The following is a 25,283-nucleotide window of genomic DNA, read 5'->3' as shown; positions in this document are numbered from 1 at the left end:
TCGCCAGGGTCCGAACAGTTAACGTGAGGCACGTGAGCGCACCGGAGTCGGAGATCAGCAGCCGCGTCCCCAGGCTGCTGAGGGTCAGCGCTGCCCTGAGCTGGCGCTTCGTCGTTGTGGTGGCCGCGTTGTACGTGGTCGCGTACGTCCTGGGCTACCTCGCCTCCATCGTGATCCCCGTCGCAGTGGCGCTGCTGCTGGCCGCCCTGCTCTCGCCCGGCGTGGCGAAGCTGGTCGAGTGGCGGGTCCCGCGCGGCGTCGCGACGACGGTGATGATGATCATCGGCATCGGCGTGCTCGGCGGCGTGCTGACGTTCGTGATCAGCGAGTTCTCCCGCGGCCTGCCCGAGCTGCAGACGCAGGTGTCGGCCTCGCTCGACACCATCCAGCAGTGGCTGAAGGACGGCCCGGCGCACCTGTCCGACGCGCAGTTGCAGGGCTACCTCAACGACCTCGTGAAGACGATCAAGGACAACCAGACCGAGATCACGTCCGGCGCGCTCACCACGGCGGCCACCCTGGGCGAGGCGCTGACGGGCCTGCTCCTGGCGCTGTTCACGCTGATCTTCTTCCTGCACGACGGCGACGGCATCTGGAAGTTCGTGACCCGCGCGTTCCCGCGCGACGTCCGCCCCCGCGTCGACGTCGCCGGCCGCCGCGGCTTCGCCTCTCTCGTCTCCTACGTGCGCGCGACGGCGGCGGTCGCGGTCGTGGACGCCGTGGGTGTCGGCATCGGCCTGGCGATCATCGGGGTGCCCCTGGTCGTGCCGCTGTCGGCGCTGGTGTTCCTCGGCGCGTTCATCCCGATCATCGGTGCGGTGTTCACGGGCGCGGTGGCGGTGTTGATCGCGCTGGTGACCAACGGCCCGATCGCGGCGCTCATCGTGCTGGCCGTGCTGATCGGCGTGATGCAGCTGGAGTCCCACGTGCTGCAACCGATCCTGCTCGGCCGCGCGGTGAAGCTGCACCCGCTGGCGGTCGTGATCGCGATCGCCGTCGGGTTGGTGGCGGGCGGCATCGCCGGTGCGCTGCTCTCGGTGCCGTTGCTGGCGGTGCTGAACTCCGGCATCCGGTCGCTGCTCTCGGACGCGGACTCGGAGCAGAAGCCGGAGAAGGTGGACGTGCTGGAACCGCAGGAGACCGCACCGCGGGACGACCGGAGTGAGCGGCAGAGGGAGCTGTAGGCCGCGGTCAGGCCATCGAGACCAGGTTGCGGCCGTACGCCTTCGCGGCCAGCAGAGCCGCGTCGGCCGCCACCAGCAGGTCCGGCAGCTCGTAGCCGAAGCGGCTCGTCGTCGACACGCCGATGCTGACGGTCAGGCCGCGCAGCTCGTGCGGTTTGCCGTCGGTGCCCATGGTCGGCACGCGCAGGGCGGCCACGGCCTTGCGCACGCGTTCGGCGACGGACTCGGCCTCGTCGGGGGTGGCTTCCGGCAGCAGGACCACGAACTCCTCGCCGCCGAAGCGGCCGACCAGGTCGCCGCGGCGGACGGTGCCGCGCAGCAGCAGGGAGATCGCGGCCAGTGCGGCGTCGCCGGCGAGGTGGCCGACCTCGTCGTTGACGCGCTTGAAGTGGTCGAGGTCGAGGAGCATCACGGCCATGGGGCGGGTGCGGGTGGCGCCCTTGGTGAGCTCGTAGCGGGCGCGGCTGTCCCAGTGGACGGCGTTGGCGAGGCCGGTCTTCGCGTCGCGTTGGGCGGAGCGGCGCCATTGGGGGAGTTGCGCGGCTCGTTCCAGCAGGGCCAGGGGCGGGCCGGCGATGAGGGCGTGGATGGCGTTCGCCTCGGCGACGCAGCCCATCAGGCCGCCGATGGAGACGGCGACGATGCCGAGGACCGCGTCGATGGGTTCGCCGACGTTCTCCTCGAAGGTGTCGGACGGGCGGCGGAGCTTCAGGCCCACTGCGATCAGGGCGGCGCGCAGGACGAGCAGGACGGTCGCGGCGAAGACCATCATCGGCAGGCCCGCGTGGGGGTTGGTCCAGCCGAGCAGGTAGCGGGTGGCGAAGACGGACAACGCGGTCGCGCTCAGCGTGAAGACCCAGCGGTGGCTCTCCGGGCGCTGGGTGAGCAGGCAGTGCAGCGCGGGGCCGAAGAGCAGCAGCACCAGCAGGTTCGGCGGCAGGGCGAGGATGCCCGCGGTCAGGTAGGAGAGGTGCGCTGCCCACGGGTTGCGCTCCGTCTCGCCCATGCGGTGGCTGTAGATGGAGCTGAGGATGACCACCGCGCCGGCCGTGCCCGCGATCGCGGCGAACCGGGCGATCTCGGAGGGCGACGGCTGTCCGGAAGAGACGATCACGTGCGTCACGACCGCAAAAGCTGATCCGTCGATCAACAACCAGTAGCCGAGGGCAGGCCGTCGCAGTGTCCACACCGGCCAGTCGCGCACGTGTACTTGCCCTCCCCGTCCAACGGGAGCGCTGCCCCGAACCCGGGAAGCGTCGCACATTCCTCCGTTCGGCAGAAGACGGCCACCTGGGGGTTAGCCAGCGCACGTTCACGCGGCAGGATGGGGTGCGAAAGGAGCACAGCGTGCCCGAGCAGCCTGCCGAACGTGTGACGAAGGTGATCGACGACCCGGCCACGCCCCTGTGGCGCGGGGCTGTTGCTCTACGCATAGTCACATTCCTCTTCGCGGCGGCGAACGTCATCGCGAACCATTCCGATTACATCCGGCCGTGGCTCGCGTGGAGCGCGCTCGGGGCGATGGCGCTGTGGTCGGTGTTCACCAGCCGCGCCTACAGCACGACGTGGGGCCGGCGCTGGCCGGTCGTGCTGGTCGACCTCGTGCTGACCTGCGGGCTCATGTCGCTGTCGCCGTTGATCATGTCGAGCCACCAGCTGCTCACCGAGAACGTCCCGCTCATCACCACGATCTGGGCGTGCGTGCCCGTCGTGGCCATGGGCGCGCTGGGCGGGTCGGCGGCGGGGTTCGCCGGTGGTCTGACCGTCGGCCTGTTCACCTACCTGACCAAGCGCGTGCCGAGCCTCGACCTGCTGCGCGACGTCGTGCTGCTCGCGGGGGCCGGCATGGTCGTCGGCATGGCCTCGGCCACGGCGCGGCGTTCGGCGGTGCGGCTGGCGCAGGCGTTGCGCACGGAGGCGGCGACGGCCGAACGCGAGCGGCTGGCCCGGTCGATCCACGACAGCGTGCTGCAGGTGCTGGCGCGCGTCCGCAAGCGCGGAGCGGAGGTCGGCGGTGAGGCGGCGGAGCTGGCGCGGCTGGCCGGCGAGCAGGAGGTGGCGCTGCGCAACCTCGTGGCCGCCGCCCCCACCGACTCCACAGTGGACGGCGACGTCGACCTCCGCCCGGGGTTGCAGCTCCTCGCCACGCCGCGGATCCAGGTCTCCACGCCGGCGACGCAGGTCATGTTCGACGCGGCGGCCGCGGGCGAGCTCACGTCGCTGGTCCGCGAGGCGCTGTCCAACGTGGACAAGCACGCCGGCGGTGACGCCAGGGCGTGGGTGCTGCTGGAAGACCTCGGGGACGAGGTGGTGCTGAGCGTCAGGGACGATGGACCAGGGATCCCGGAGGGCCGGATCGCCTCCGCGGAGGCGGAGGGCCGGATGGGCATCGCGAAGTCGATCAGGGGCCGGGTGGCGTCGCTGGGCGGCACCCTGGAGCTCCAGACCGGGCCGGGGGAGGGCACGGAGTGGGAGGTTCGCGTGTTCAGGAAGAAGGCGGTGCGGTGACGGTCTCGGTGATGGTGGTCGACGACCACCCGATGTGGCGCGAGGGCGTGGCACGCGATCTGCAGGAGCGCGGCTTCTCGGTCGTGGCGACCGCGGGTGACGCGGCCTCCGCCGTGCGCATCGCGAAGACCGTGCGGCCCAACGTCGTGCTGATGGACCTCAACCTGGGTGAGCTGTCCGGTGTCGACGCCACCCTCATGATCACCGGTGAGCTGCCGGAGACGCGGGTGCTGGTGCTGTCCGCGAGCGGCGAGCACGACGACGTGCTGCAGGCGGTGAAGGCGGGCGCGTCGGGCTACCTGGTGAAGTCCGCGTCCGCGGAGGAGCTGGTCGAGGCCGTGAGCCGGACCGCGGCCGGCGACGCCGTGTTCACCGCCGGTCTCGCGGGCCTGGTGCTGGGCGAGTACCGGCGGATGGCCGCCGCGCCCGACGACGCGGAGGAGAAGCCGCAGCTGACCGAACGGGAGACCGAGGTGCTGCGGCTGGTGGCCAAGGGGCTGACCGCGCGCCAGATCGCCAACCGCCTGGTGATCTCCCACCGCACGGTCGAGAACCACGTCCAGTCGACTTTGCGGAAACTCCAACTGCACAACCGGGTGGAGCTGGCGCGTTATGCCATCGAGCACGGTCTCGACAGCGAACCGGAGGCAGAGAGATGACAGACCCCAGAGCTTTGCGCGTGTCCGACGCCGAGCGCGAGCACGTCGTCGGCCTGCTGAACAAGGCAGTCGGCCGCGGCATGATCACGCTCGACGAGTTCACCACCCGCACCGACACCGCGCTGGCGGCCGTGACCAGGGCCGACCTGAACGTGGTGCTGGTCGACCTGCCGGGCATGGTCAACACCGAGGTGGCCCGTGAGCGCACCGAGCTGAAGAGCACGATGAGCACCACGACCCGCAAGGGCCACTGGGTCGTGCCGAACGAGCTCGTCATCCGCAACACCCTCGGCACCACGAACCTCGACTTCACCGCAGCCGAGGTGCCGCCGGTCGTCACCGTCGACCTGGACGTGTCGCTCGGCACGGTGAAGCTGCTGCTGCCCGCCGGGGCCGCGGTCGACGCCGACGCCGTCGAGGTCACCGCGGGCGAGGTGAAGGACAAGGTCCGCAGCACCGCGGGCAGCCCGCGCTTCCGGCTCAGGGGCGCGGTGCGCGGCGGGACCGTGGTGATCAAGCGCTCCAAGCGCTGAATCTGCGCGAACACCCGGTACCCCGCAGGATCGAGGCATGCGTTGTCTCGTGACCGGTGCGACCGGGTACCTCGGCGGACGGCTCGTGCCCCGGCTCCTGGCAGAAGGGCACGAGGTCCGCTGCCTCGTGCGTTCGCCCGAGAAGCTGCGCGACGTCCCGTGGGCCGCTGATGTCGAGGTCGTGCGCGGTGACGTGCTCGGCGACCTCGACGAGGCCATGCGCGACGTCGAGGTCGTGCACTACCTCGTGCACTCGCTGCACTCGAAGGACTTCGCGAACGCCGACCGCGAGGCCGCGGAGAACACGGCGGCGGCCGCGGAGCGCGCGGGCGTCCGGCGCATCGTCTACCTGGGCGGGCTGCACCCGGAGGGCACGGAGCTGTCGCCGCACCTCGCCTCGCGCAAGGAGGTCGGCGAGGTCTTCCTGCGCTCGCCGGTGCAGGCCGTGGTGCTGCAGGCCGCGATGATCATCGGGTCGGGCTCGGCGTCGTTCGAGATGCTGCGCTACCTCACTGAACGGCTGCCGGTCATGGTCACGCCGAGGTGGGTGCACAACCGGATCCAGCCGATCGCGGTGCGGGACGTGCTGCGGTACCTGGTCGAGGCGACGACTCTGGAGGACCAGAACCGGACGTTCGACGTCGGCGGGCCGGACGTGCTGACGTACCTGCAGATGATGATGCGGTACGCGGAGGTCGCCGGGCTGCCGAAGCGGCGCGTGCTGCCCGTGCCGTTGCTGACGCCCGGTCTGTCCTCGCACTGGGTCAACGTCGTGACGCCGGTGCCGAAGTCGATCGCGAAGCCGTTGATCGAGTCGCTGGTGCACGAGGTGGTGTGCCGGGAGAACGACATCCGCGCGGTGCTGCCCGGCGAGAACATCGGCTACGACAAGGCCGTCGAGCTCGCGCTGAGCAAGATCCGCGACGCCGACGTGGAGACCCGCTGGTCGGGCGCGTCCACACCGGGTGCGCCGAGCGAGCCGCTGCCGACCGACCCCGACTGGTCCGGCGGCTCTGTCTACACCGACGAGCGCGAGACCAGGACCAACGCCACGCCCGAGCGGTTGTGGGAGGTCGTGGAGGGCATCGGCGGTGAACGCGGCTGGTACTCGTTCCCGCTGGCGTGGGCCGTGCGCGGCTGGCTGGACCGGCTGGCCGGCGGGGTGGGACTGCGGCGCGGGCGGCGGGACCCGCACCGCCTGCACGTCGGGGAGGCGCTCGACTTCTGGCGCGTCGAGGAGATCGAGCGCGGCCGGCTGCTGCGGCTGCGCGCCGAGATGAAGGTGCCGGGGAAGGCCTGGCTGGAGCTTCGAGTGGCGGGCAACGAGGGACACGGGTCCACTTACCGCCAACGTGCCGTGTTCGTGCCCAAGGGGCTGGTCGGACACCTCTACTGGTGGGCCGTCTACCCCTTCCACGGCATCGTGTTCGGCGGCATGGTGCGCAACATCGCCAATGAAGCTGAGCTGCACAAGAACTTCAGAAAGTCCTGATGGACTGCACAAGCAGCAAAGGGTGAGACTTCCCGCATGAAGGCTCTCGTCAAGGTCGCCGCTGGGCCTGGACTCGAACTGACCGACGTCCCCGACCCCACGCCGGGTCCGACGGACGTGCTGGTCAGGGTCCTGCGCACCGGCATCTGCGGCACCGATCTGCACATCGACTCGTGGGACGACTGGGCCGCGGCCAACATCAAGGCGCCGCTGGTCCTCGGGCACGAGTTCGTCGGGGAGGTCGTCGAGGTCGGCGGCTCGGTGACCGGTGTGAAGGTCGGTGACCTGGTCAGCGGCGAGGGCCACCTGGTGTGCGGCACGTGCCGCAACTGCAAGGCGGGCCGCCGGCACCTGTGCGCCAACACGCGTGGCCTGGGCGTGCACTCCGACGGCGCGTTCGCGCAGTACGTGGTGCTGCCCGAGCAGAACGCGTGGGTGCACCGCACGCAGGTCGACCTGGACGTGGCCGCGATCTTCGACCCGTTCGGCAACGCCGTGCACACCGCGCTGTCGTTCCCGGTGATCGGCGAGGACGTGATCATCACCGGCGCCGGTCCGATCGGGATCATGGCCGCCGCCGTCGCCAAGCACGCGGGCGCGCGCAACGTCGTGATCACCGACATCTCCGAGCACCGCCTGGACCTGGCCCGCAAGGTCGGCGTCGACCTCGCGGTGAACGTGGCCGAGAAGTCGATCGCCGACGCGCAGGCCGAGCTCGGCATGGCCGAGGGCTTCGACGTCGGCATGGAGATGTCGGGCAAGCCGGTCGCGCTGCGCGACATGATCGCGAACATGGCCCACGGCGGCCGCATCGCGATGCTGGGGCTCCCTGCGGAGGAGTTCCCCGTCGACTGGAGCAGCGTCGTGCTGAAGATGCTGCACGTCAAGGGGATCTACGGCCGCGAGATGTTCGAGACCTGGTACTCGATGACCGTGCTGCTGCAGCGCGGACTCGACCTCGCACCGGTGATCACGCACCGGTACGACCACACGCAGCACGCCGAGGCGTTCGCCACGGCGCGCGAGGGCAAGTGCGGCAAGGTCATCCTCGACTGGACGGGAGCCTGATGTACGGCGAGCTGAAGAACGACCTGGTCAAGACGATCGGGGAGATCCGGGAGGCCGGGCTCTACAAGGCCGAGCGAGTGATCGCGACCCCGCAGAACGCCGCCGTCCGCGTCGGTTCCGGTGACGAGGTGCTGAACTTCTGCGCCAACAACTACCTGGGACTCGCCGACCACCCGCGGCTCATCGAGGCCGCGAAGTCCGCTTTGGACGAGTGGGGCTTCGGCATGGCCTCCGTGCGGTTCATCTGCGGCACCCAGGAGCCGCACAAGGAGCTGGAGGCGAAGCTCTCGTCGTTCCTCGGCACCGAGGACACGATCCTGTACAGCTCGTGCTTCGACGCGAATGGCGGCCTGTTCGAGACGCTGCTGGGCGCCGAGGACGCGATCATCTCCGACGAGCTGAACCACGCGTCGATCATCGACGGGGTGCGGCTGTCGAAGGCCCGCCGGTTCCGCTACAAGAACCGCGACATGGACGACCTGGAGCGCCAGCTCAAGGACGCCTCCGACGCGCGCTACCGCCTCATCGCGACCGACGGCGTGTTCTCGATGGACGGTTACCTCGCGCCGCTGGACGAGATCTGCGACCTGGCCGAGCGGTACAACGCGCTGGTCATGGTCGACGACTCGCACGCGGTGGGCTTCACCGGGCCGACCGGTCGCGGCACGCCGGAGCTGTTCGGCGTGCAGGACCGGGTCGACGTCGTGACCGGCACGCTGGGCAAGGCGCTGGGCGGTGCGTCCGGCGGGTACACGTCCGGTCGCGCGGAGATCGTCGAGCTGCTGCGCCAGCGGTCGCGGCCGTACCTGTTCTCGAACTCGCTCGCGCCGTCGATCACGGCCGCCGCGATCGCCGCGCTGGACATGTTGTCGTCGTCCTCGGAACTGCTCACCCAGCTGCGTTCGAACACCGAGCTGTTCCGCCGCCGGATGACCGAGGAGGGCTTCGACCTGCTGCCCGGCGAGCACCCGATCATCCCGGTGATGATCGGCGACGCCGCGGAGGCCGGCCGCCTGGCCGACCTGCTGCTGGAGCAGGGCATCTACGTGATCGGCTTCTCCTACCCGGTGGTGCCGCACGGCAAGGCCCGCATCCGCACGCAGATGTCGGCCGCGCACTCGACGGAGGACGTGAACCGCGCCGTCGACGCGTTCGTCGCCGCTCGCGCGAAGATGTGATCCGGGTCACTTCGCAGTAAGAATTGGCACGGTCTGCGCACTACCTCGTGAAGAGGGAGGGGCGATCGTGGAGGACTTCTCCGCCGTCTACCGCGAGTGCTACCCGCGGGTGCTCGCCTACGTGGCGAGCCACGCCGGGTCGCGGCTCGCCGAGGACATCACCAGCGAGACCTTCACGATCGCCTGGCGCAGGTTCGACCGGATGCCGGCGAACGCGCTGCCGTGGCTGATCGGGATCGCCCGCAACCTGGTCAGGGAGGCGCGCCGGCAGACGACGCACTACGAGCTGGCCGACCTGCCGGGTGACGACGCCTTCGCGGTGGTCGAGCTGCGGGCGGCGCTCGCGGGCCTGTCCGACGCCGACCAGGAGGTGCTCACGCTCATCGCGTGGCACGGCCTGGGCGCCGCGGAGGCCGCGCAGGTGCTCGGGTGCACCACGGCGACGTTCTTCGTGCGCCTGCACCGAGCCCGACGGCGGTTGCAGGCCGCTCTCTCGGCACCGAACTCCGACCGTGCGAGGGAGTCATGGAAGACCTCATGAAGAGCCTGGCCAGGGCCAAGCCGCCGACGCCGGAGGTCGACCCCGCGCGGGCGGAACGCGACCTGGCCCGCATCACCGCGCTGCCGCGGGACAGGCCGGCCAAGCGGCAGTTCGTGCTCCGGTTCGCCCCACCGCTGGTCGTGGCCGGGGTGATCGCGCTGGTGGTCGTGCTGCTGCCGCGGCCCGTCGACCCCGCGCGGCCGGCCGAGCCGCCGCGGTGGTGGCACGTCCTGACGCAGCACTGGTCGTTGATGCGCGTCGGCGAACCGACCAACCCGTACCTCGTGGAGTTCGAGTCGAAGACGGACCGGTGGCTCAACGCCGACACCGAGGTCGCGGTCGTGCAGAAGGACGGCGAGGTGTCGCCCTACTCGAGCGAGGACGAGGAGCGGTGGACCGCGGCGGGCAAGCCGGCCACCGCACCCCAGATCGGCGGGTCCCGTTCCGTGCGCATCGGACCGATGAAGCCCGCCGTGCAGAAGGCCGCCGTGTCCGGGTTCCAGATGTCGTTGCACAGCCCCGTGCGGCTCGACTCGTTCAGCTCGCTGCCCACGGACCCGGTGGAGCTGCGGAAGGTGCTGGAGTCCCTGGTCGGCACCGAGGACGCGTACCGGACCGCGACGCTCGCGATGGACCTGATGACCGCGAACGTGAGCGACGCCCAGCGGCGGGCGGTGTTCGAGCTGCTCAAGTCCCTCGACGGGGTGCGCTTCCTGACCGACGTCCCCGTGGGCGCCGACCGCAGGGGCGTCGCCGTGGCGATCGCCGCGCCGCCGACCTTCCAGTTCTCCGACGTCGAGACCCGCCTGGTGGTCAACCCGGAGACCGGGCTGCCGGTCGAACGCCGGGACGTGCTCACCACGGCGCAGCTCGGCCTCCCCGCGGGCATGCCGATCGCGGAGGAGAAGTACCTCCTGCTGGACAGCACGTCGATCGACCCGATCCTGCCGCGGGACGTGCCCGTGAACGGCGGAGTGGAATCCCCCATCATTGAGCGGTGATCGATCCGCGACGCCTCCGAGTCCTGCGCGCGCTGGCCGACCACGGCACCGTGACCGCCGCTGCCGCCGCACTGCACCTCACGCCGTCGGCGGTGTCACAGCAGCTGGCGGCCCTGGAGTCGGAGGCCGGCCACCCGCTGCTGCGCCGCTACGGCCGCCGGGTGTCGCTGACCCCGGCCGGTGAGCTGCTCGTCGCGCACGCCCACGTCGTCGCGGCGGAGCTCGAACGCGCACAGGCCACTTTGGACGCCCTCGCCTCGGGCTCTGCCGGTCGGCTGGCGGTGGCGTCGTTCGCCTCGGCCATCACGCAGGTGGTGGCCCCGGCACTGGCGGCGCTGCGGGAGCGGTCCATCGACCTGTCGGTGCGCGACGCCGAGGGCCACGAGAGCGTGCGGCTGCTGCTGGACGGCGAGATCGACGTGGCCATCACCGAGGAACACCGCACCACCGAACGCTTCACGTGCTTCCCGCTCTACACCGAGCCGTTCGACGTGGTGCTGCCGCCGGGCCACCCGCTGACCGGCCCGGTCGACCTGGCGGCGCTGGCCGACGAGGACTGGGTCGTGACCCTGCCCGGCAACCCGCTGCGCGACGTCGTGGAGATGGCCTGCGCCCAGGTCGGTTTCGCACCGCGGATCCGCCACACGTCCGACGACTTCCGCGCCATCGAGGCACTGGTGGCGGCGGGTGCCGGGGTGGCGCTGGCGCCGCGGAACGCCATCGCCGGTGTGCCGGTGGCGGGCGTGGCGCCGTTGCGGCGGGTGGTGGCGGCGGTCCGGCGGGGGAGTGAGGAGCACCCGCTGGTGCAGACGGTGCTCCGGGAACTGCAACGGGCCGCAGGCCGCTAGACCGGCGGCAGGTGGGCGGCGACCTCGGCGAGCGCCGGGCCATGACGGACTCGAACGCGCGGGCGTCGCCGGTGGACGCGAGACCCACCCACACGACCGAGACGACCGCCGTGTTCCCAGCTCCGTCGGTGACCGCGAACAGCACCCGTTCCAGCGAGGTGCAGCGGTTGCGGCGGTTGAGCTGTCGCATTCCCATGCGCTGCCAGGCACCGTCGGTGTCGCCCTTGCGCGCGGCCTTCTGCCCTTCCGCTTTGCGCGGGCCGAGCCGTGCCGCCGACGTTCCCGCGCCCAGCTCCGCCGTGCCCGCGCCTCCGGCGGAGAGAGCCGGTGGTCGCTAGGGCGGGGGGATCGTCACCCGCAGCTTCGCCGCGATCCGCGTCAACGCCTCCCGGTCCGCCGCCGTCAGCGGGTCCAGCACGTGTTCGCGCACGCTGCGCAGGTGCACCGGGGCCGCGGCGGCGACCACGTCGTAGCCGGTGTCGGTGAGGGTGGCGAGGGTGTAGCGGCCGTCGTCGGGGTCGGGGGCGCGGGTGACCCAGCCGCGCTGTTCGAAGCGCTTGACGACGTTGGACAGGCGAGAGAGGGAGCCGTTCGCGAGGTGGGCGAGCTCGCTCATGCGGATGGTGCGGGCCGGGGCCTCGGAGACGTGGCTGAGGACCAGGTAGTCGAAGAGGGACAGGCCGGCCTCGGACTGCAGCGGGGCCTCCAGGCGGCCGGGGAGCAGCAGGACCAGGGAGATCAAGCCGGTCCAGGCGTCCTTCTCGTCGGCGTTCAGCCACTCCATGCGCGGCAGCTTACTTCACGCTTGAAGTCGTGTACGGTTGACTTCAAGCGTGAAGTGAAAGGAGCGGGACATGCCGGAGTTCTTCGCGACGCCGGGGTACGGCGAGACGCAGCGCGAGAACATGCACTACAGCCAGGCCGTGCGGATCGGCGACCGGGTCGAGACCTCGGGGCAGGGTGGCTGGGACGACGGGTTCGAGTTTCCGGAGAGCCTCGAAGCGGAGATCGTGCAGGCCTTCGAGAACGTCGAGCGGACGCTCCAGACCGCCGGTGCGAGCTGGGCGGACGTGGTGCACGTGAACTCGTACCACGTGCTGGGCGACGACACGTTCGACGACCACAACCGGGTCATGGTCGAGCAGTTCCGCGCGCGGATGGGCGAGCGCGCGCCGATCTGGACCGAGAGCGGGGTCACCGCCCTCGGTCACCCGAAGATGCGCGTGGAGATCCGCGTGACCGCGGTGGGCTAGTGCGGGGCGCGGGCGGCGAGCTTGGCCGAGGCCGGGTCGTGGGCGGCCAGTGCGCCGCGGGCCGCGAGCTGGCAGATGTCGAGGCTGGAGGTGGCGAGGCGGGCGCCGACGTCGGCCAGTGCGGTGTGGTTCATCGACAGCGACGTCACGCCCATGCCGACCAGCACGCACGCCAGCAGCGGGTCGGCCGCCGCCTCGCCGCACACTCCGACGGGCTTGTCGGCGGCGGTGGCGGCCTCGCCGACCAGGGCGATCAGGCGCAGGAGCGCGGGCTGCCAGGGGTCGTTCAGCGCGGCGACGCCGCCGAGCTGGCGGTCGGCGGCGAAGACGTACTGCGCCAGGTCGTTGGTGCCGATGGAGATGAAGTCGACGACCTGCAGGATCTCGCGGGCCGAGAGCGCGGCGGACGGGACCTCGACCATCACGCCGGCACGGGCGATCCCGGCGGCGCGGGCGCGTTCGACGAACCAGGCTGCCTCGGCGGCGGTGGCGACCATCGGTGCCATCACGGAGACGTCGGCGCCGGTGGACTTCGCTGCGGCCGCGATCGCCTCCAGCTGGCGGTCCAGGACCTCGGGGCGGTCGAACGCCACGCGCAGGCCGCGGACGCCGAGGGCCGGGTTCGGCTCGGGGTCGGGGCTCAGAAACGCCAGCGGCTTGTCGGCACCCGCGTCCAGGGTGCGCACGACGACCGGCTTGCCCTGGAACGGCGCCAGAACAGCCTCGTAAGCAGCGGTCTGATCGGCAACGGACGGTTCCTCCGCGGCGTCGAGGAAGCAGAACTCGGTGCGGAAGAGCCCCACGCCCTCGGCTCCGGCGGCAGCGGCGGCCGCGGCGTCGGCGGGGGAGCCGACGTTGCCGAGGACCTTCACGCGGTGGCCGTCCTTCAGCACGCCGACGCCGTTCCACACGGCCTTCTGGCCGGTGCCGGCGGCGCGGACCTTGCCGTCGGACTCGCGCACCACGCCGGTGTCGCCGTCGACGTCGAGCGCGGGGACGTCCAGCGCCAGCACGCCGCGGCACGCGACGACGGCGGGGATGCCCAGGGAACGGGCGAGGATCGCGGTGTGCGAGGTGGGGCCGCCCTCCTCGGTGACCAGCGCGAGGACCTTCGACGGGTCGAGGCCCGCGGTGTCGGCGGGCGCGAGGTCGCGGGCCACCAGCACGGACGGCGAGGCCAGGTCGGGAACGCCGGGCGCGGGCAGGCCGAGCAACTCGGCCACCACGCGGTCGCGGACGTCCTGCACGTCGCGGGCGCGTTCGGCCATGTAGCCGCCGGCGGCCTGCAACGCGGTCACGAACTTCTGCGCGGCCTGGTGCACCGCGCGGGCAGCGGGCAGCGACTCGTCGACGACGAGCTTCTCCGCGGCCTTGATCAGGGAGGGGTCGCCGGCCATGGCGGCGGTCGTCTCCAGCACGGCGCGGGCGTCGCCCTCGACCGTCTTCGCGCGCTCCATCAGGCGCTGCGCGACGACCTCGGTGGCCGGGCGGATGCGGGAGGCCTCGTCCTTGGTGTCCGCGGGTCGCGGTCCCGTCGGGGGTTCCGGCAGGGCCTCCGCGACCCGCACCACGGGACCGGAAGCCCGGCCGCTGCTCACACCGACACCGCTCAGCCGCGCGCTCGACATGGTCTAGACCATACCCTTCAGCTGGATTCTGAGGACAGCTCAGTGTGACCAATCCAGCCGCGGGGCGCGGAACGCCGCGACGCTCGTCATGTGGTCTTAACGCAAGAGGTCACTCCGGCAGGGCGCTGACCTCGGCCGCGGTCGGGTAGGACGGCTGCGCGCCGGCCTTCGTGACGGACAGGGCGGCCACCTTCACGGCGTAGCGCGCGGCGTCCGGCAGGGTGTCGCCCGCGGCGAGCCGGGCCGACAACGCACCGGCGAACGCGTCACCGGCACCGGTCGTGTCCACGACCTCGGCCACCTCGACAGCGGGCACCTCGACCGTTCCACCCTCGGCGACCACGGCGACGCCACGCGACCCGAGCGTCACGATCGCCGCCTCGGGACCGAGCTCCAGCAGGCCCTGCCACGTCGGCGCGAGCTCGGCGGCCTCGTGCTCGTTGACGACCAGCACGCTCAGCCGTTCCAGCGTGGCGGCGGGCAGCGGCGCGACCGGCGACAGGTTCAGCACCGTCCGCACACCGGCGGCCGCGGCGGCCTCGATCGCGTGGCTCACGGTCTCCAGCGGGACCTCCAGCGAACACGCCAGCACGCGCACGCCGTCGAACGACAGCGCGTCCACCTCGGACTTCGACACGTCCAGGTTCGCGCCGGGCGAGACCACGATCGAGTTCTCGCCGTCCGGCGTCACGGTGATGTACGCGATCCCGGTGGGCCGCTCGGACGTCTTCACCAGCGCGGTGTCCACACCGGACGACTCCAGCGAGTCGCGCAGCAGCGACCCGTACCCGTCGCCGCCCAGCGCACCGACGAGCGCGACCGGCGCACCGACGCGAGCGGCGGCGACGGCGGTGTTCGCGCCCTTGCCGCCGGGCAGCACGACGGTGTCGCCGCCGAGCACGGTCTCACCGCCGGCGGGCCGCCGGCCGACCTCGACGACGAGGTCGGCGTTGGCGGACCCGAGGACCAGCAGGGTGTTCGTCACTTGAGGAACTCTGCCACGTTCTGCTTGGTGATGACCTTCACCTCGACGTCCACGACCTGCTGGACGGCCTCGCCCTTCGCGGCGTGGACGGCCTGCTCGACGGCCTTCTCGCCGAGGACCTTCGGCTGCTGGGCGACGGTCGCGTAGAGCGTGCCGTCCTGGATCGCCTTCAAGCCGTCGGGCGTGCCGTCGAAGCCGACGACCATGACGTCCTTGCCGGCACGGGCGCCGAGCGCCTTGATCGCGCCGAGCGCCATCTCGTCGTTCTCGGCGAAGATGCCCTTGATGTTCGGGTTGCCCTGCACCAGGTTCGTGGTCTCGTTGAGGCCCTTGGCGCGGTCGAAGTCGGCCACGGCGGTGGCGACGACCTTGATGTTGCCGCTGTTCAGGCCCTGCTCGAAGCCCTGACCGCGGTCACGCGACGCGGACGCGCCGGAGATGCCCCTGAGGTGCGCGACCTCGCCGGACGCCGCGCGGCCGAGCTCGATGGCCGCGAGGCTGCCGCCCTGCACGTTGTTCGACGCGACCTCGGCCGCGACCTTGCCCTCGACGGCGCGGTCGACCGAGATCAGCGGGATGTTCGCCTGCTCGGCGGCCTTCGCCGCGGGGGCGGACTGCTTGGAGTCGACCGGGTTCAGGATGATCGCCTTGACGCCCTGCGTGACCAGCGTCTGCACCTGGTTGACCTGGTTCGTCGCGTCGTTCTGCGCGTCGACCACGGTCAGCTTGGCGCCGAGCTTGTCCGCCATCGCCTGCGCGCCCTGCTGCAGCTCCACGAAGAACGGGTTGTTCAGGGTGGACACGGCGAGGCCGATGGTGATCTGGCCTCCGGACGCACCGGTCCCACTGCACCCGGACGCCAGCAGCGCGGCGGCACCCAGGGTCAGCGCGATCCGTCGGGTCACCTTCATTGGTGTCTTCCTTACCTGTTGCGGGTTGTCTCAGCGACGGCGAAGGGAGTCGAGCAACGCGGCGAGTGCGATCACCGCGCCGATGACGACCTGCTGCCAGAACGGCGGGACCTGGAGCAGGTTGAGGCCGTTGCGCAGGACGGCGAGCACGAGGGCGCCGACCAACGTCCCGGTGGCGCGGCCAACGCCACCGGACAGCGACGCACCACCGATGACGACAGCGGCGATGGCGTCGAGCTCGTAGCCGGCCGCGGCCTGCGGACCGGCGGACCCGAGCCGTCCCGCGAGCACGAGACCCGCGGCGGCGGCGAACAGGCCGGACAACGCGTAGATCCAGAGCTTGGTGCGGCGCACGTCGATGCCGCTGAGCTTCGCGGCCTCCTCGTTGCCACCGATCGCGTACATGCGGCGGCCGAGGTTGGTGCGCGTCAGGACGAGACCGGTGACGCCGAAGAACAGCAGCATCAGCAGCAGCGGCAACGGCAGCGACGGTGTGAGGTTCGAGCCGAGGAACGTCACCAGCTCGTCGGTCTCGTGCGGCTGGCCCTCGGAGAACACCAGCGTGAGACCGCGGGCCACGCTGAGCATCGCGAGCGTCGCGATGAACGGCGGCAGCTTGCCGTAGCTGACCAGCGCGCCGTTGACGAGACCGCACAGTGCGCCGACGACCAGGCCGAGCGGGCCCGCGGTCAGCGCGCCGACCATCGCGGCCAGCGCGGCGATGCTGCCCACCGACAGGTCGATGCCGCCCGCGACCACCACGAACGTCATGCCGAACGCCATGATCGCGATGACCGCGGCCTGCACGCCGACGTTGAGCAGGTTCTGCGCGTTGAGGAACGCCGGCTGCATGACCGCGATGACCACGGCGAGCACGAGGAGCCCGGCGAGGGCCCCGTTCTCACTTGCGTACTTGCGAATGCTGATCGTGCTCACGCTGGGATCTCCTGCACGGCGAGTGCCATCACCTGGTCTTGGGTCGCGCCCTTCGGCAGCTCACCGGCCACCCGGCCGTGGGCCATCACGACGACGCGGTCGCTCATCCCGATCACCTCGGGCAGGTCGCTGGACACGAGCAGCACGGCCCGTCCGGCGGCGGTCATCCGGTTGATGAGCTCGTAGATCTCGACCTTCGCGCCCACGTCGACACCGCGCGTGGGCTCGTCGAGGATGAGCACCTTCGGGTCGGCCAGCAGCCACTTGCCGATGACGACCTTCTGCTGGTTGCCGCCCGACAGCTCCTTCACGGGCTGGTCGACGCGGCCCTTGATGCGCAGCTTGCCCGCGATGTCGTGCAGCCTCGACCGGTCGCGGTCGGTCAGCGTGACGAGTTCGAGGTTCGAGCCGACGGTGGCGGTGAGGACCAGGCCCTGGCCCTTGCGGTCCTCCGGCACGAGGCCGAGACCGGCCTTGATCGCGGCCTGCACGTCGTGGCGCGGCAACGGCTTCCCGTCGACCGCGACCGTGCCGCTGTCGTAGTCGTCCACGCCGAACGCCGCGCGCGCGACCTCCGTGCGACCGGCGCCGACCAGTCCGGCGACGCCGACGACCTCGCCCGCGCGCACCTCGATGTCGACGTCGGCGAAGACACCGCGCTTGGTCAGGCCGGAGATCCGCAGCAACGGCTGACCGGGGCGACCGGCCGCGCGCGGGTACTGCTCGTCGATCGGGCGGCCGACCATCAGCTCGATCATGTGCCGCGTGGTGGCCCGCGGGCCCAGTACGCCGACGGACCGGCCGTCGCGCAGGACCGTGATGCGGTCGGCGATGCGCTGGATCTCGTCCAGGTGGTGCGTGATGAAGACGAGGCCGACGCCGTTGCGCCGCAGCTGGTCCATGATCTGCAGCAACCGGTCGGTCTCGGTGTCGGTGAGCACCGCGGTCGGCTCGTCGAGGATCAGCACGCCCGCGTCCTTGTCGAGCGCGCGGGCGATCTCGATCATCTGCTGCTGGGCGATGCCGAGGTCGCGGACCTTGGCGTTCGGGTCGACGTCGAGGCCCACGCGGTTCAGCAGCTCGGGCGCCCGGCGGCGCATCCCGGCCCGGTCGACGAACCCGAACCTGCGCGGCAACCGGTTGAGGAACAGGTTCTCCGCGACGCTCAGCTCGGGGACGAGCGCCAGCTCCTGGTGGATCACGGCGAGGCTGGCGCGGCCCTCGATGGTGCCCGCGTCGTGACCGTGGATGCCCGCGAGCACCTTGACCAGCGTGGACTTGCCCGCGCCGTTCTCGCCGAGCAGGACGTGCACCTCGCCCGCGTTGATGTCGAGGTCGACGCCGTCCAGCGCCCTGGTGGCGCCGAAGTGCTTGGTGATCCCGCGGGCGGTGATGAGGGTTTTCACAGCTCGGCCTCCCCGAGCGAGCCGCGCAGCACGAGCTTCGCGGTGAGGCGGACGTCGTCTGGCTGCTGCCCGTTGATCAGGGCGAGCAGGCTGCGCGCGGCGGCCCTGCCCATCTCCACCGTCGGTTGCGCGATGACGGAGATCGGCGGGTCGAGCAGCGGGAACCACGGCTGGTCGTCGAACACCGCGAGCGCGATGTCGTGCGGAATCCGCAGGCCGCGCGACCTGATCTGGGCCAGCGCGCCCAGGCCCATCAGGTTGTCCATCGCGACCAGAGCGGTGGCGCCGTCGTCGAGGAGCCTGGCGGCGGCCTGGCTGCCGCTCTCCTGCCGGAAGTCGCCGTGCACGACCTGCGCGAGGCCGCCCAGTGCACCGGTGAACACGGTGCTGCGCTCTCTCCCGGTGGAGGTGTCCGGTGGTCCCGCTATCACACCGATGCGGGAGTGGCCGGCGCCGACGAGCCGCCGGGCGAGCGCGGTCAATGCCTCGCTGCCGTCGGCGCGGACGACGGGGCAGGTCGCGCCCCTGACCGTCCGGTCGAGCAGGACGAGCGGAACGCCGCCTGCGCTCACTTCGCGAACCAGGGCGGGGTCATCGGTCGCGGGGCACAGCAGGAGGCCGTCCACCCGGCGGTCGAGCAGGGTGCGCACGTAGGTGGCCTCCTGCTCGGCGCTCTCGTCGGCGTTCCCGATCACGACGCAGTAGCCGTGTGACCGGGCTTCGTCCTCGACCGCTCGCGCGATCTCGGCGAAGAACGGGTTCAGCAGGTCGCTGATGACCAGACCGAGGGTCTGGGTGCTGGTGGTCCTGAGGGATCGCGCCAGGGCGTTGGGCCGGTAGCCGAGCTCCTCGATCGCGGCGAGCACCCGCTCACGGGTCTCGGGCGTCGGCGCGGCGTGGCCGTTGAGCACGCGCGACACGGTGGCCGTGGAGACGCCTGCGTGCTGCGCGACGTCCTTCATGGTCGTCACGAGGGCGTAGTTAATCGATTACACACCTGTCCAGTCAAGCCGGGTGAGTAGGTGTACGGATGTCACCGGGCGTGTGCTGCCTCACCCTTGTCGTATGAACGGACAGGATCGCCTCGGGTACGAGCAGCGCCTCGCGTTGGAGCTCGCCGCGATCGGGCAGCGGCTGACCACGATCAGCGCGGAGATGCGCGAGCAGCACTCGGCCGTCGCCGTGGCGGAGGCCGAGGCACCGGCGCGGGCCGCGGAAGCACCGGTCGCGGAGGCCGTCGCGCCGCCCGCCGAGCCAGCCACCCCCGTTCCACCCCAGGCGCCCGCACCGGCCGCACCCCCGCCCTCGCCCAACCCCTGGTCACAGACCGCACAGCCGCAGTTCCCCCCGCCCCCCACCCAGTGGCCGCAGGGTCACGCGGGAGTCCCGCGTTCCCCTGCGGGGCACGCGGGGCCCCCGCGTGCCTTCCCGCAGCAGGGGCAGGCGCAGTGGCAGCAGGCGCCGGTGCCGCCGCGCGAGACGCTGTTCCAGAAGCTCAGCAAGGACGGCGCGGGCTCGAAGCTGCTGGCCTGGGTCGGTGGCGCGATCACCGTGCTCGGCCTGGTCATGCTGATGGTCCTCGCGATCCAGCGCGGCTGGCTCGGCCCGGTGCCGCGCGTGATCGGCGGCGCGGTGCTCAGCTCCGCGATGATCGGCATCGGCATGTGGCTGCACCGCAACCCGACCGGCCGCACCGGGGCGTTCGCGCTCGCGGCGACCGGCTTCGCGGGCCTCTACCTCGACGTCATCGCCGCCACCAGCCTGTACGGGTACCTGCCGCCGTTCGCGGGCCTGGTCGTCGGCCTGGTGGTCGCCGTCGCCGGTGTCGTGCTGGCGCTGCGGTGGGACTCGCAAACGCTCGCGGTGTGCGTCGTCGCAGCGTGCGCCGTCTGTTCGCCGATCATCACCGAGGGCTTCTCCGTGCTGCTGGTCGGCTTCCTGCTGGTGCTGAAGATGGCCAGCACGCCGGTCCAGATCAAGCGCAACTGGCCGGGTCTCGCGATCGCCGGCGGCTTCCCGCCGATCATCGCGTCGATGCTGGCCACCGCGAGCGCGATCCCCGCGGACTACGAGTGGACGGTCGTCGGCGTCGCGGCGGCCACGACCGCGGTGGGCATCGCGGTCGCTCTGATCACCGTCTGGAAGCGACCGGCGGACGTCGTCGCGATCGCACTGGTCGCCGGGTCTGCGCTGCCGTCGATGTTCGCCACCACGCTGCTGGACCGCACCGCCGGGTCGGTGCTGGTCGGAGCGGTGGCCGCGGTGCTGCTGGCGATCTGGATGGTGCCGGACCTGCCGCGGGCGTTCGCGACGGCGGCCGGTGCGACCGGCATGCTGGCGCTGTTCCAGACGACGGTGGTCGCGCTCGACGGCAACGTGCGCGCGGCGGTCGTGCTGGCCGAGGCGATCCTGCTGGCGTTCCTCGCCGCCCGCCTGGGCAAGAAGAGCGCGCTGGTCGGGTCGATCGCGTTCGGGGCGCTCGGGTTCCTGCTGGCGATCACGCAGGCGGTGCCGCTGCCGTGGCTGCTCGACGAGCCGCGCTACCGCCCGGCCGGCGTCGGTGACTACGCCGCGGGCATGGTAACGGCGCTGGTGCTGGCCGCGTTCGCGGTGGCCGTTCCGTGGGCGGCCAGGAAGATGCGGGTCCTGCGCGAGCCGGCGGAGAACCCGCTGCCGTGGATCGCGTCCGGGCTGGTGGTGCTCTACGGCGCGGCGGGCCTGGTGATCTGCGGCGCGCTGCTGGTGTCGCCGAACGAGACGGGGTTCCTGTTCGGGCACTCGATCGTCACCGTGTCCTGGACCGTCGCCGCACTGTTCCTGCTGGTCAAGGGCATCAACGTGACGGCGCTGCGGATTTGCGGCCTGGTGCTGGTCGCGGCGGCGGTGGCGAAGCTGCTGCTGTTCGACCTCTCGGCGCTGGACGGGTTCGCGCGGGTGCTGGCGTTCCTCGGTGCCGGTCTGGTGCTGCTCACCGCGGGCGCCCGCTACGCCAAACTGGTGGCGTCGCGGAAGACCCCCGAGCCGCACGAGCCCACTCCGGTGGCTCCGCGCTCCTGCTGATCGGGACGAACGCCGCCCGCGCCGCCGTCGCGGGCGGCGTTCGTACTACGACCAGGCGTAGATTCCCCTCGACGGAGTGACGCAGGTAGATCGAATAACCCCGAAGTGGTCCGATTCGGGCTATGGCAAAGCCACGCCTCGTGGCCGCGGTTCTGGCACTCTCAGCGGTCATCGCGGCGATGGGTGTCGAGCAGCAGCACGACCTCGTTCCAACCTCGTCCGGCACGTCGGCGCCACGCGCGTACGTGGTCGGCAGAACCGGTCTCGTCCAGGTCGTCGACACCGGCAGCGGTGCCGTTCTGGCCGAGGCCGACACGGCGGGCCGCGCGACGGGCGTGGCGGTGTCACCGGACGGCGAGCGCGTCTACGTGGTCAACGGCTGGTCCGGCGCGATCACCCAGGTCGACCCGCACACCGGTGCGGTGCGCGACCGGCTCTTCACCCAGGTCCAGCTCTCCCAGGCGGCGATGCGCCCGGACGGCCAGCGCCTGTACGTGAGCGCGAGCGGCAGTGTGGCCGTGGTGGACCCGCGGGAGTTCCGGCTGGTGGCCGCGATCAAGGTCGGCGGGCAGCCGCAGGGCCTCGCGGTCCACCCGAACAACAAGGTCCTCTACGTGGCGAACGCCCAGGACGGCACGATCAGCCTGGTCGACACCGCCGTCGCGTTCCAGACCTCGACCGTCTTCGTCGGCGGCCTGCCGCAGCACCTGGCGGTGTCACCGGACGGGACGCGGCTCTACGTGAGCGGCATGCGGCTGGGGGAGAGGACGCCGGGCACGCTGACGGTGATCGACACGGCCACGAACCGGGTCGTCGGCTCGGCGGGCATCGGCACCGGGGCGGGCGGCGTCGCGGTGACCCCGGACGGTGCGACGGTCTACGTCGCGCTGCCGAAGGAGGGCTCGGTCGCGGTGGTCGACGCGGCGACCATGACCGTGCGGGAACGCCTGCCGATCAACGCGCCCGGTGTCGCCATCGCGCCAGGTGACCGGAGGGTCTTCCTCGCGACCGGGGCGACGACGACCGTGCTGGACAGCTCGAACGCGGTGCTCGCGACCTACCCCATGCGCACCACCGCGTTCGTGGAAACGACAGGGCCGCGCCAGTTCGACGCGGCCCTGATCGCTTTCGCTCCTGGTCAGCCGACCGCGGCCGGGACCTTGACCTCCTCGTCGAAGTCGTCCGCCGGCTCGTCGTGAAGCGCGAGGCGCTCCTGGATCCGCTTGAGGGGACCGGGCGCCCACCACGCGGCGTTGCCGAGCAGCTTCAGCACGGCGGGCACGAGCAGCATGCGGACCACGGTGGCGTCGAGTGCCAGCGCGAGGATCATGCCGACGCCGACGAACCGCATCATCGCGACCTGCGAGAACGCGAACGCGCCGGTGACGACGATCAGCAGCAGAGCGGCTGAGGTGATCACCCGGCCGGTCTTGGCGAGACCGGTCGTGACCGCCTCCTCGGTGGTGGCGCCGTTGCTGCGCGCCTCGACCATCCTGGACAGCAGGAAGACCTCGTAGTCGGTCGACAGGCCGAACACGATCGCCGCCATCAGCACGACGATGCCGGACTCGAGCGGCCCCGGCGTCACGCCGAGCAGGTCGGCGAAGTGGCCCTCCTGGAACACCCAGACCAGCACGCCGAAGGTCGCGGACAGCGACAGGGCGCTCATGACCACGGCCTTGAGCGGCAGCACGACCGAGCCGAACGCGAGGAACATCAGCACCAGCGTCGCGCCGACCAGCAGGGCGACCATCAGCGGCAGCCCGTCCTTGATGGCGTCGAGCGAGTCGCTGACCATGGCGGTGTTGCCGCCGACGAGCACCTCGGCGCCCTGCGGGGCCGGCAGCGCGCGGACGTCCTTGAGCGCCTGCTTCGACTCGTCGCTCAGCGCGTCCCGGTCGAGCCCCGCGGACACGGCGGTGACGCCGTTGCCCTGGCCGAGCGGCTGGAGGTCACCGATGCCGGAGACGTCCTTGACCCGGTCCAGGTACTGCTGGACGGCGGCCTGGTCCCCGCCCTTCACGACGACCTTGAGGCCGGTGCTGGAGAGCGCGGAGAAGTTCTCGTTGATGTTCTCGGTGGCCACGCGGACGGCGTTGCCCTCGGGCAGCACCTTCTCGGTGACCTGGCCGAACTGCACGCCGAGGAACGGCGCGCCGAGCGCGACGAGCACACCGATGATCGGCACGGCGACCAGCACGGGCCGCTTCATGACCTTGCCGCTGAGCGTGCGCCACCCGCGTTCGCTGGGCTCCTTCTTGCGCCACGGCATGGCGAGCTTGTCGACGCGGTGACCGAGCACGCCCAGCAACGCGGGCAGCAGCGTGAGGGAGACGAGCGCGGCGATCGCGACCGCCGCGACACCGCCGTACGCGAGTGACTTCAGGAAGCCGTGCGGGAAGATCAGCAACCCGGCGAGGGCGATGACCAGCAGCGTCGCGCTGAACAGCACGGTGCGGCCGGCGCTCGCGACGGTGCGGCCGACGGCCTGTTCGGTCGTGCGCCCCTGCGCGAGCTCCTCGCGGAACCGGCCGACCATGAACAGGCCGTAGTCGATCGCCATGCCAAGGCCGAGCAGTGAGGCGACGTTGACCGCGAACGAGTTGACCTCGGTGTAGATGGCGACGACGTGCAGCACGCCGAGCGCGCCCATGATCGAGAGACCACCTACGACGACCGGCAGCGACGCGGCGACCAGGCCACCGAAGATGACCACCAGCAGGAGCAGGACCAGCGGCAACGAGAACATCTCTGCGCGCGTGAGGTCCGCCTGCGACATGTCGTTGATGGCCTTCTGGGTCGGCACGAGACCGCCGACCTGCTGGCTGAACCCGTCGATCGCGAGCCGCGGCTGGACGTCCTCGAACTGCTTGATCTGCTCGTTCGAGTCGCTGCTGCTCAGCGTGATGACGACGAGGGCCTGCTGCTGGTCGTCCGCCGGCACGGGCCCGACGACGCCCAGGACGTCCTCCTCGGGCAGTCCGGCGACGTGGTCGGCGACCTTCTTCAGTTCGAGCGGGTTCGCGAAGTCACCCCGGTAGATGACGATCACATCACCGTTCTTGCGCCCGAACGCCTCTTCAGCGACCTTGTCCGCACGCGCGGCCTCACTGCTCGGGGCCTCGTACCCACCCTGGCTGAGCTTGTCGAACACGCCCAGTCCCCACACGCCGCCGAGGACGGCGAGCAGTACGGTCGCGACCAGCACCACCCAACGCCGTCTGTGTGCGAGCGAGCCCCATTTCGCGAACATGGACGACGGCCTCCTGGGTAGTACCGTGAACACCCGAACCTTGTAAACACCGTTCACTGAAACCGTACGGGGCCGTGCACGGGGTCTACAACCCGATGGAGTGACATATGACCCAGGCCACTCGCCGAGACCGCCTTCGCGCAGAAACAGAGCGTGAGATTCGGCAGGCGGCCCGCGCCCTTTTGGTGGAACGCGGCCGTGACGCAGTGACCCTGCGTGCGATCGCACGCGAACTGGGCATCACCGCACCGGCGCTCTACCGCTACTACGACTCGCACGACGCGCTGCTGCGCCAGCTCTGCGACGACATCTGCCAGGACATGGGCGCCGCGCTGCACGCCGACCTGGCCGCGGAGACGTCCGACCAGGTGGACTGCCAGGTGCGGGCGGTGTGCCACAGCTTCCGCCGCTGGGCGCTGGCCCACCCGCAGGAGTTCGCGCTGGTCTTCGCCTCACCCCGCGACCCGCTCGGCGCCGACCAGTTCGGTTCGGTGTTCCTGCAGCTCGCCGGTGGGCTGATCGCGTCCAACCTGGGCGCCAAGCACGTGGACGACCCGGTGCCGAAGGCGCTGCACGAGGACCTGGCGCGGTTCCAGCAGGTCCTGATCGACGTGGTGGGGCAGCACGGCGTGACCGTCGGCGACGACGTTCTCAGCCTGGGCAAGATCTACTACGTGGTGCAGTCGTGGGTGCGGCTGTACGGGCACGTGGCGCTGGAGGTGTTCGGGCGCTTCCCGTTCGCGGTGAGCAACCCGGAGCCGATGTTCGACAGCATGATCGACCAGCTGCTCACGGACATCGGGTTCGACGAGGAGGAGGCCGCTGCCCAGTGAGCAACG

The 25,283-nt window shown here is 71.2% G+C and carries 23 protein-coding genes; 14 read left to right on the top strand and 9 right to left on the bottom strand.

Annotation, left to right across the window (positions count from 1 at the left end; all coding sequences use genetic code 11):
• The first annotated feature begins 32 nt into the window (after positions 1-32).
• A complete protein-coding gene (locus ACZ7CF_RS14660) occupies positions 33-1,184 on the top strand; it encodes an AI-2E family transporter (RefSeq protein ID WP_360393856.1) in 1,152 nt (383 codons plus the stop codon).
• A 7-nt stretch (positions 1,185-1,191) separates the two neighbouring features.
• On the opposite strand, the gene ACZ7CF_RS14655 is transcribed toward ACZ7CF_RS14660, so the two are convergent.
• Complete coding sequence (locus tag ACZ7CF_RS14655; protein WP_470369766.1) at positions 1,192-2,307, bottom strand: GGDEF domain-containing protein; 1,116 nt, start codon at positions 2,305-2,307, stop codon at positions 1,192-1,194.
• Between the two features lie 224 nt (positions 2,308-2,531).
• Between ACZ7CF_RS14655 and macS the strand changes: the two genes are divergently transcribed.
• The 9 genes from macS (at position 2,532) to ACZ7CF_RS14610 (ending at position 11,012) form a co-directional block, all read left to right on the top strand.
• Entirely contained in the window at positions 2,532-3,692 is a 1,161-nt protein-coding gene (gene macS, locus ACZ7CF_RS14650; RefSeq protein ID WP_360393850.1) for a MacS family sensor histidine kinase, read from the top strand.
• Positions 3,693-3,703: 11 nt separating this feature from the next.
• On the top strand, positions 3,704-4,351 hold the full coding sequence (locus ACZ7CF_RS14645) for a response regulator transcription factor (RefSeq protein WP_360394807.1): 648 nt from the start codon (positions 3,704-3,706) through the stop codon (positions 4,349-4,351).
• Complete coding sequence (locus tag ACZ7CF_RS14640) at positions 4,348-4,884, top strand: DUF1707 SHOCT-like domain-containing protein (RefSeq protein WP_360393847.1); 537 nt, start codon at positions 4,348-4,350, stop codon at positions 4,882-4,884. The genes ACZ7CF_RS14645 and ACZ7CF_RS14640 overlap by 4 nt, the downstream gene beginning before the upstream one ends.
• A 37-nt stretch (positions 4,885-4,921) precedes the next feature.
• Positions 4,922-6,376 carry an SDR family oxidoreductase gene (locus ACZ7CF_RS14635; RefSeq protein WP_470369765.1) on the top strand — a complete coding sequence of 485 codons (1,455 nt, stop codon included), beginning with the start codon at positions 4,922-4,924 and terminating at the stop codon, positions 6,374-6,376.
• 36 nt (positions 6,377-6,412) lie between these two features.
• Complete coding sequence (tdh, locus tag ACZ7CF_RS14630) at positions 6,413-7,444, top strand: L-threonine 3-dehydrogenase (RefSeq protein ID WP_470369764.1); 1,032 nt, start codon at positions 6,413-6,415, stop codon at positions 7,442-7,444.
• Positions 7,444-8,622, top strand: coding sequence for a glycine C-acetyltransferase (locus ACZ7CF_RS14625; RefSeq protein ID WP_360393839.1), 1,179 nt, complete (start codon positions 7,444-7,446; stop codon positions 8,620-8,622). The genes tdh and ACZ7CF_RS14625 overlap by 1 nt, the downstream gene beginning before the upstream one ends.
• Before the next feature lie 67 nt (positions 8,623-8,689).
• Positions 8,690-9,163, top strand: coding sequence for an RNA polymerase sigma factor (locus ACZ7CF_RS14620; RefSeq protein ID WP_470369763.1), 474 nt, complete (start codon positions 8,690-8,692; stop codon positions 9,161-9,163).
• Entirely contained in the window at positions 9,148-10,164 is a 1,017-nt protein-coding gene (locus ACZ7CF_RS14615; protein ID WP_470369762.1) for a hypothetical protein, read from the top strand. Before ACZ7CF_RS14620 ends, ACZ7CF_RS14615 begins: the two co-directional genes overlap by 16 nt.
• Positions 10,161-11,012 (top strand): LysR family transcriptional regulator, encoded by an 852-nt coding sequence (locus ACZ7CF_RS14610; RefSeq protein WP_470369761.1) that lies wholly within the window; start codon positions 10,161-10,163, stop codon positions 11,010-11,012. Before ACZ7CF_RS14615 ends, ACZ7CF_RS14610 begins: the two co-directional genes overlap by 4 nt.
• Positions 11,013-11,346: 334 nt before the next feature.
• Here the strand turns inward: ACZ7CF_RS14610 and ACZ7CF_RS14605 are convergent, their stop codons facing one another.
• Positions 11,347-11,796: a MarR family winged helix-turn-helix transcriptional regulator gene (locus ACZ7CF_RS14605; RefSeq protein ID WP_360393825.1), complete on the bottom strand. Its 450-nt coding sequence runs from the start codon at positions 11,794-11,796 to the stop codon at positions 11,347-11,349.
• A gap of 70 nt (positions 11,797-11,866) precedes the next feature.
• On the opposite strand from ACZ7CF_RS14605, the gene ACZ7CF_RS14600 reads away from it, so the two are divergent.
• Positions 11,867-12,265: a Rid family hydrolase gene (locus tag ACZ7CF_RS14600; protein ID WP_360393822.1), complete on the top strand. Its 399-nt coding sequence runs from the start codon at positions 11,867-11,869 to the stop codon at positions 12,263-12,265.
• On the opposite strand, the gene ptsP is transcribed toward ACZ7CF_RS14600, so the two are convergent.
• The 6 genes from ptsP to ACZ7CF_RS14570 form a co-directional block, all read right to left on the bottom strand.
• The gene (gene ptsP / locus ACZ7CF_RS14595) at positions 12,262-13,893 is read right to left on the bottom strand and encodes a phosphoenolpyruvate--protein phosphotransferase (protein WP_360393819.1); all 1,632 of its coding nucleotides are present in this window, start codon (positions 13,891-13,893) and stop codon (positions 12,262-12,264) included. The genes ACZ7CF_RS14600 and ptsP overlap by 4 nt on opposite strands.
• A gap of 109 nt (positions 13,894-14,002) precedes the next feature.
• The gene (locus ACZ7CF_RS14590) at positions 14,003-14,878 is read right to left on the bottom strand and encodes a ribokinase (protein ID WP_360393816.1); all 876 of its coding nucleotides are present in this window, start codon (positions 14,876-14,878) and stop codon (positions 14,003-14,005) included.
• The gene (locus ACZ7CF_RS14585; RefSeq protein WP_360393814.1) at positions 14,875-15,789 is read right to left on the bottom strand and encodes a substrate-binding domain-containing protein; all 915 of its coding nucleotides are present in this window, start codon (positions 15,787-15,789) and stop codon (positions 14,875-14,877) included. Before ACZ7CF_RS14585 ends, ACZ7CF_RS14590 begins: the two co-directional genes overlap by 4 nt.
• A 30-nt stretch (positions 15,790-15,819) precedes the next feature.
• A complete protein-coding gene (locus ACZ7CF_RS14580; RefSeq protein ID WP_360393811.1) occupies positions 15,820-16,725 on the bottom strand; it encodes an ABC transporter permease in 906 nt (301 codons plus the stop codon).
• Positions 16,722-18,131: a sugar ABC transporter ATP-binding protein gene (locus ACZ7CF_RS14575; RefSeq protein ID WP_470369760.1), complete on the bottom strand. Its 1,410-nt coding sequence runs from the start codon at positions 18,129-18,131 to the stop codon at positions 16,722-16,724. The genes ACZ7CF_RS14580 and ACZ7CF_RS14575 overlap by 4 nt, the downstream gene beginning before the upstream one ends.
• The gene (locus tag ACZ7CF_RS14570) at positions 18,128-19,093 is read right to left on the bottom strand and encodes a LacI family DNA-binding transcriptional regulator (RefSeq protein ID WP_360394804.1); all 966 of its coding nucleotides are present in this window, start codon (positions 19,091-19,093) and stop codon (positions 18,128-18,130) included. The genes ACZ7CF_RS14575 and ACZ7CF_RS14570 overlap by 4 nt, the downstream gene beginning before the upstream one ends.
• A gap of 103 nt (positions 19,094-19,196) precedes the next feature.
• On the opposite strand from ACZ7CF_RS14570, the gene ACZ7CF_RS14565 reads away from it, so the two are divergent.
• Together ACZ7CF_RS14565 and ACZ7CF_RS14560 are read left to right on the top strand one after the other, a co-directional pair.
• Positions 19,197-21,191, top strand: coding sequence for a DUF2339 domain-containing protein (locus ACZ7CF_RS14565; RefSeq protein ID WP_470369759.1), 1,995 nt, complete (start codon positions 19,197-19,199; stop codon positions 21,189-21,191).
• 122 nt (positions 21,192-21,313) lie between these two features.
• Positions 21,314-22,390, top strand: a complete 1,077-nt coding sequence (locus ACZ7CF_RS14560) for a beta-propeller fold lactonase family protein (protein WP_470369758.1) — start codon at positions 21,314-21,316, stop codon at positions 22,388-22,390.
• Here ACZ7CF_RS14560 and ACZ7CF_RS14555 read toward each other — a convergent pair.
• Positions 22,330-24,399 (bottom strand): MMPL family transporter, encoded by a 2,070-nt coding sequence (locus ACZ7CF_RS14555; protein WP_360393801.1) that lies wholly within the window; start codon positions 24,397-24,399, stop codon positions 22,330-22,332. The genes ACZ7CF_RS14560 and ACZ7CF_RS14555 overlap by 61 nt on opposite strands.
• Before the next feature lie 152 nt (positions 24,400-24,551).
• Between ACZ7CF_RS14555 and ACZ7CF_RS14550 the strand changes: the two genes are divergently transcribed.
• Positions 24,552-25,277: a TetR/AcrR family transcriptional regulator gene (locus tag ACZ7CF_RS14550; RefSeq protein WP_360393798.1), complete on the top strand. Its 726-nt coding sequence runs from the start codon at positions 24,552-24,554 to the stop codon at positions 25,275-25,277.
• The last annotated feature ends 6 nt before the right edge of the window (positions 25,278-25,283 follow it).

Source organism: Lentzea sp. NPDC036955 (assembly GCF_055608005.1).
Note: the sequence above shows the minus strand (reverse complement) of the source record. Positions and strands in the feature narration are given on the sequence as shown.

Coding starts and splice junctions, on each gene's coding strand:
- ACZ7CF_RS14645 (WP_360394807.1), top strand. CDS start 3,704: ATGGTGGTCGACGACCACCCGATGTGGCGCGAGGGCGTGGCACGCGAT.
- ACZ7CF_RS14640 (WP_360393847.1), top strand. CDS start 4,348: ATGACAGACCCCAGAGCTTTGCGCGTGTCCGACGCCGAGCGCGAGCAC.
- ACZ7CF_RS14635 (WP_470369765.1), top strand. CDS start 4,922: ATGCGTTGTCTCGTGACCGGTGCGACCGGGTACCTCGGCGGACGGCTC.
- tdh (WP_470369764.1), top strand. CDS start 6,413: ATGAAGGCTCTCGTCAAGGTCGCCGCTGGGCCTGGACTCGAACTGACC.
- ACZ7CF_RS14625 (WP_360393839.1), top strand. CDS start 7,444: ATGTACGGCGAGCTGAAGAACGACCTGGTCAAGACGATCGGGGAGATC.
- ACZ7CF_RS14615 (WP_470369762.1), top strand. CDS start 9,148: ATGGAAGACCTCATGAAGAGCCTGGCCAGGGCCAAGCCGCCGACGCCG.
- ACZ7CF_RS14605 (WP_360393825.1), bottom strand. CDS start 11,796: ATGGAGTGGCTGAACGCCGACGAGAAGGACGCCTGGACCGGCTTGATC.
- ACZ7CF_RS14600 (WP_360393822.1), top strand. CDS start 11,867: ATGCCGGAGTTCTTCGCGACGCCGGGGTACGGCGAGACGCAGCGCGAG.
- ptsP (WP_360393819.1), bottom strand. CDS start 13,893: ATGTCGAGCGCGCGGCTGAGCGGTGTCGGTGTGAGCAGCGGCCGGGCT.
- ACZ7CF_RS14585 (WP_360393814.1), bottom strand. CDS start 15,789: ATGAAGGTGACCCGACGGATCGCGCTGACCCTGGGTGCCGCCGCGCTG.
- ACZ7CF_RS14570 (WP_360394804.1), bottom strand. CDS start 19,093: ATGAAGGACGTCGCGCAGCACGCAGGCGTCTCCACGGCCACCGTGTCG.
- ACZ7CF_RS14565 (WP_470369759.1), top strand. CDS start 19,197: ATGAACGGACAGGATCGCCTCGGGTACGAGCAGCGCCTCGCGTTGGAG.
- ACZ7CF_RS14560 (WP_470369758.1), top strand. CDS start 21,314: ATGGCAAAGCCACGCCTCGTGGCCGCGGTTCTGGCACTCTCAGCGGTC.
- ACZ7CF_RS14550 (WP_360393798.1), top strand. CDS start 24,552: ATGACCCAGGCCACTCGCCGAGACCGCCTTCGCGCAGAAACAGAGCGT.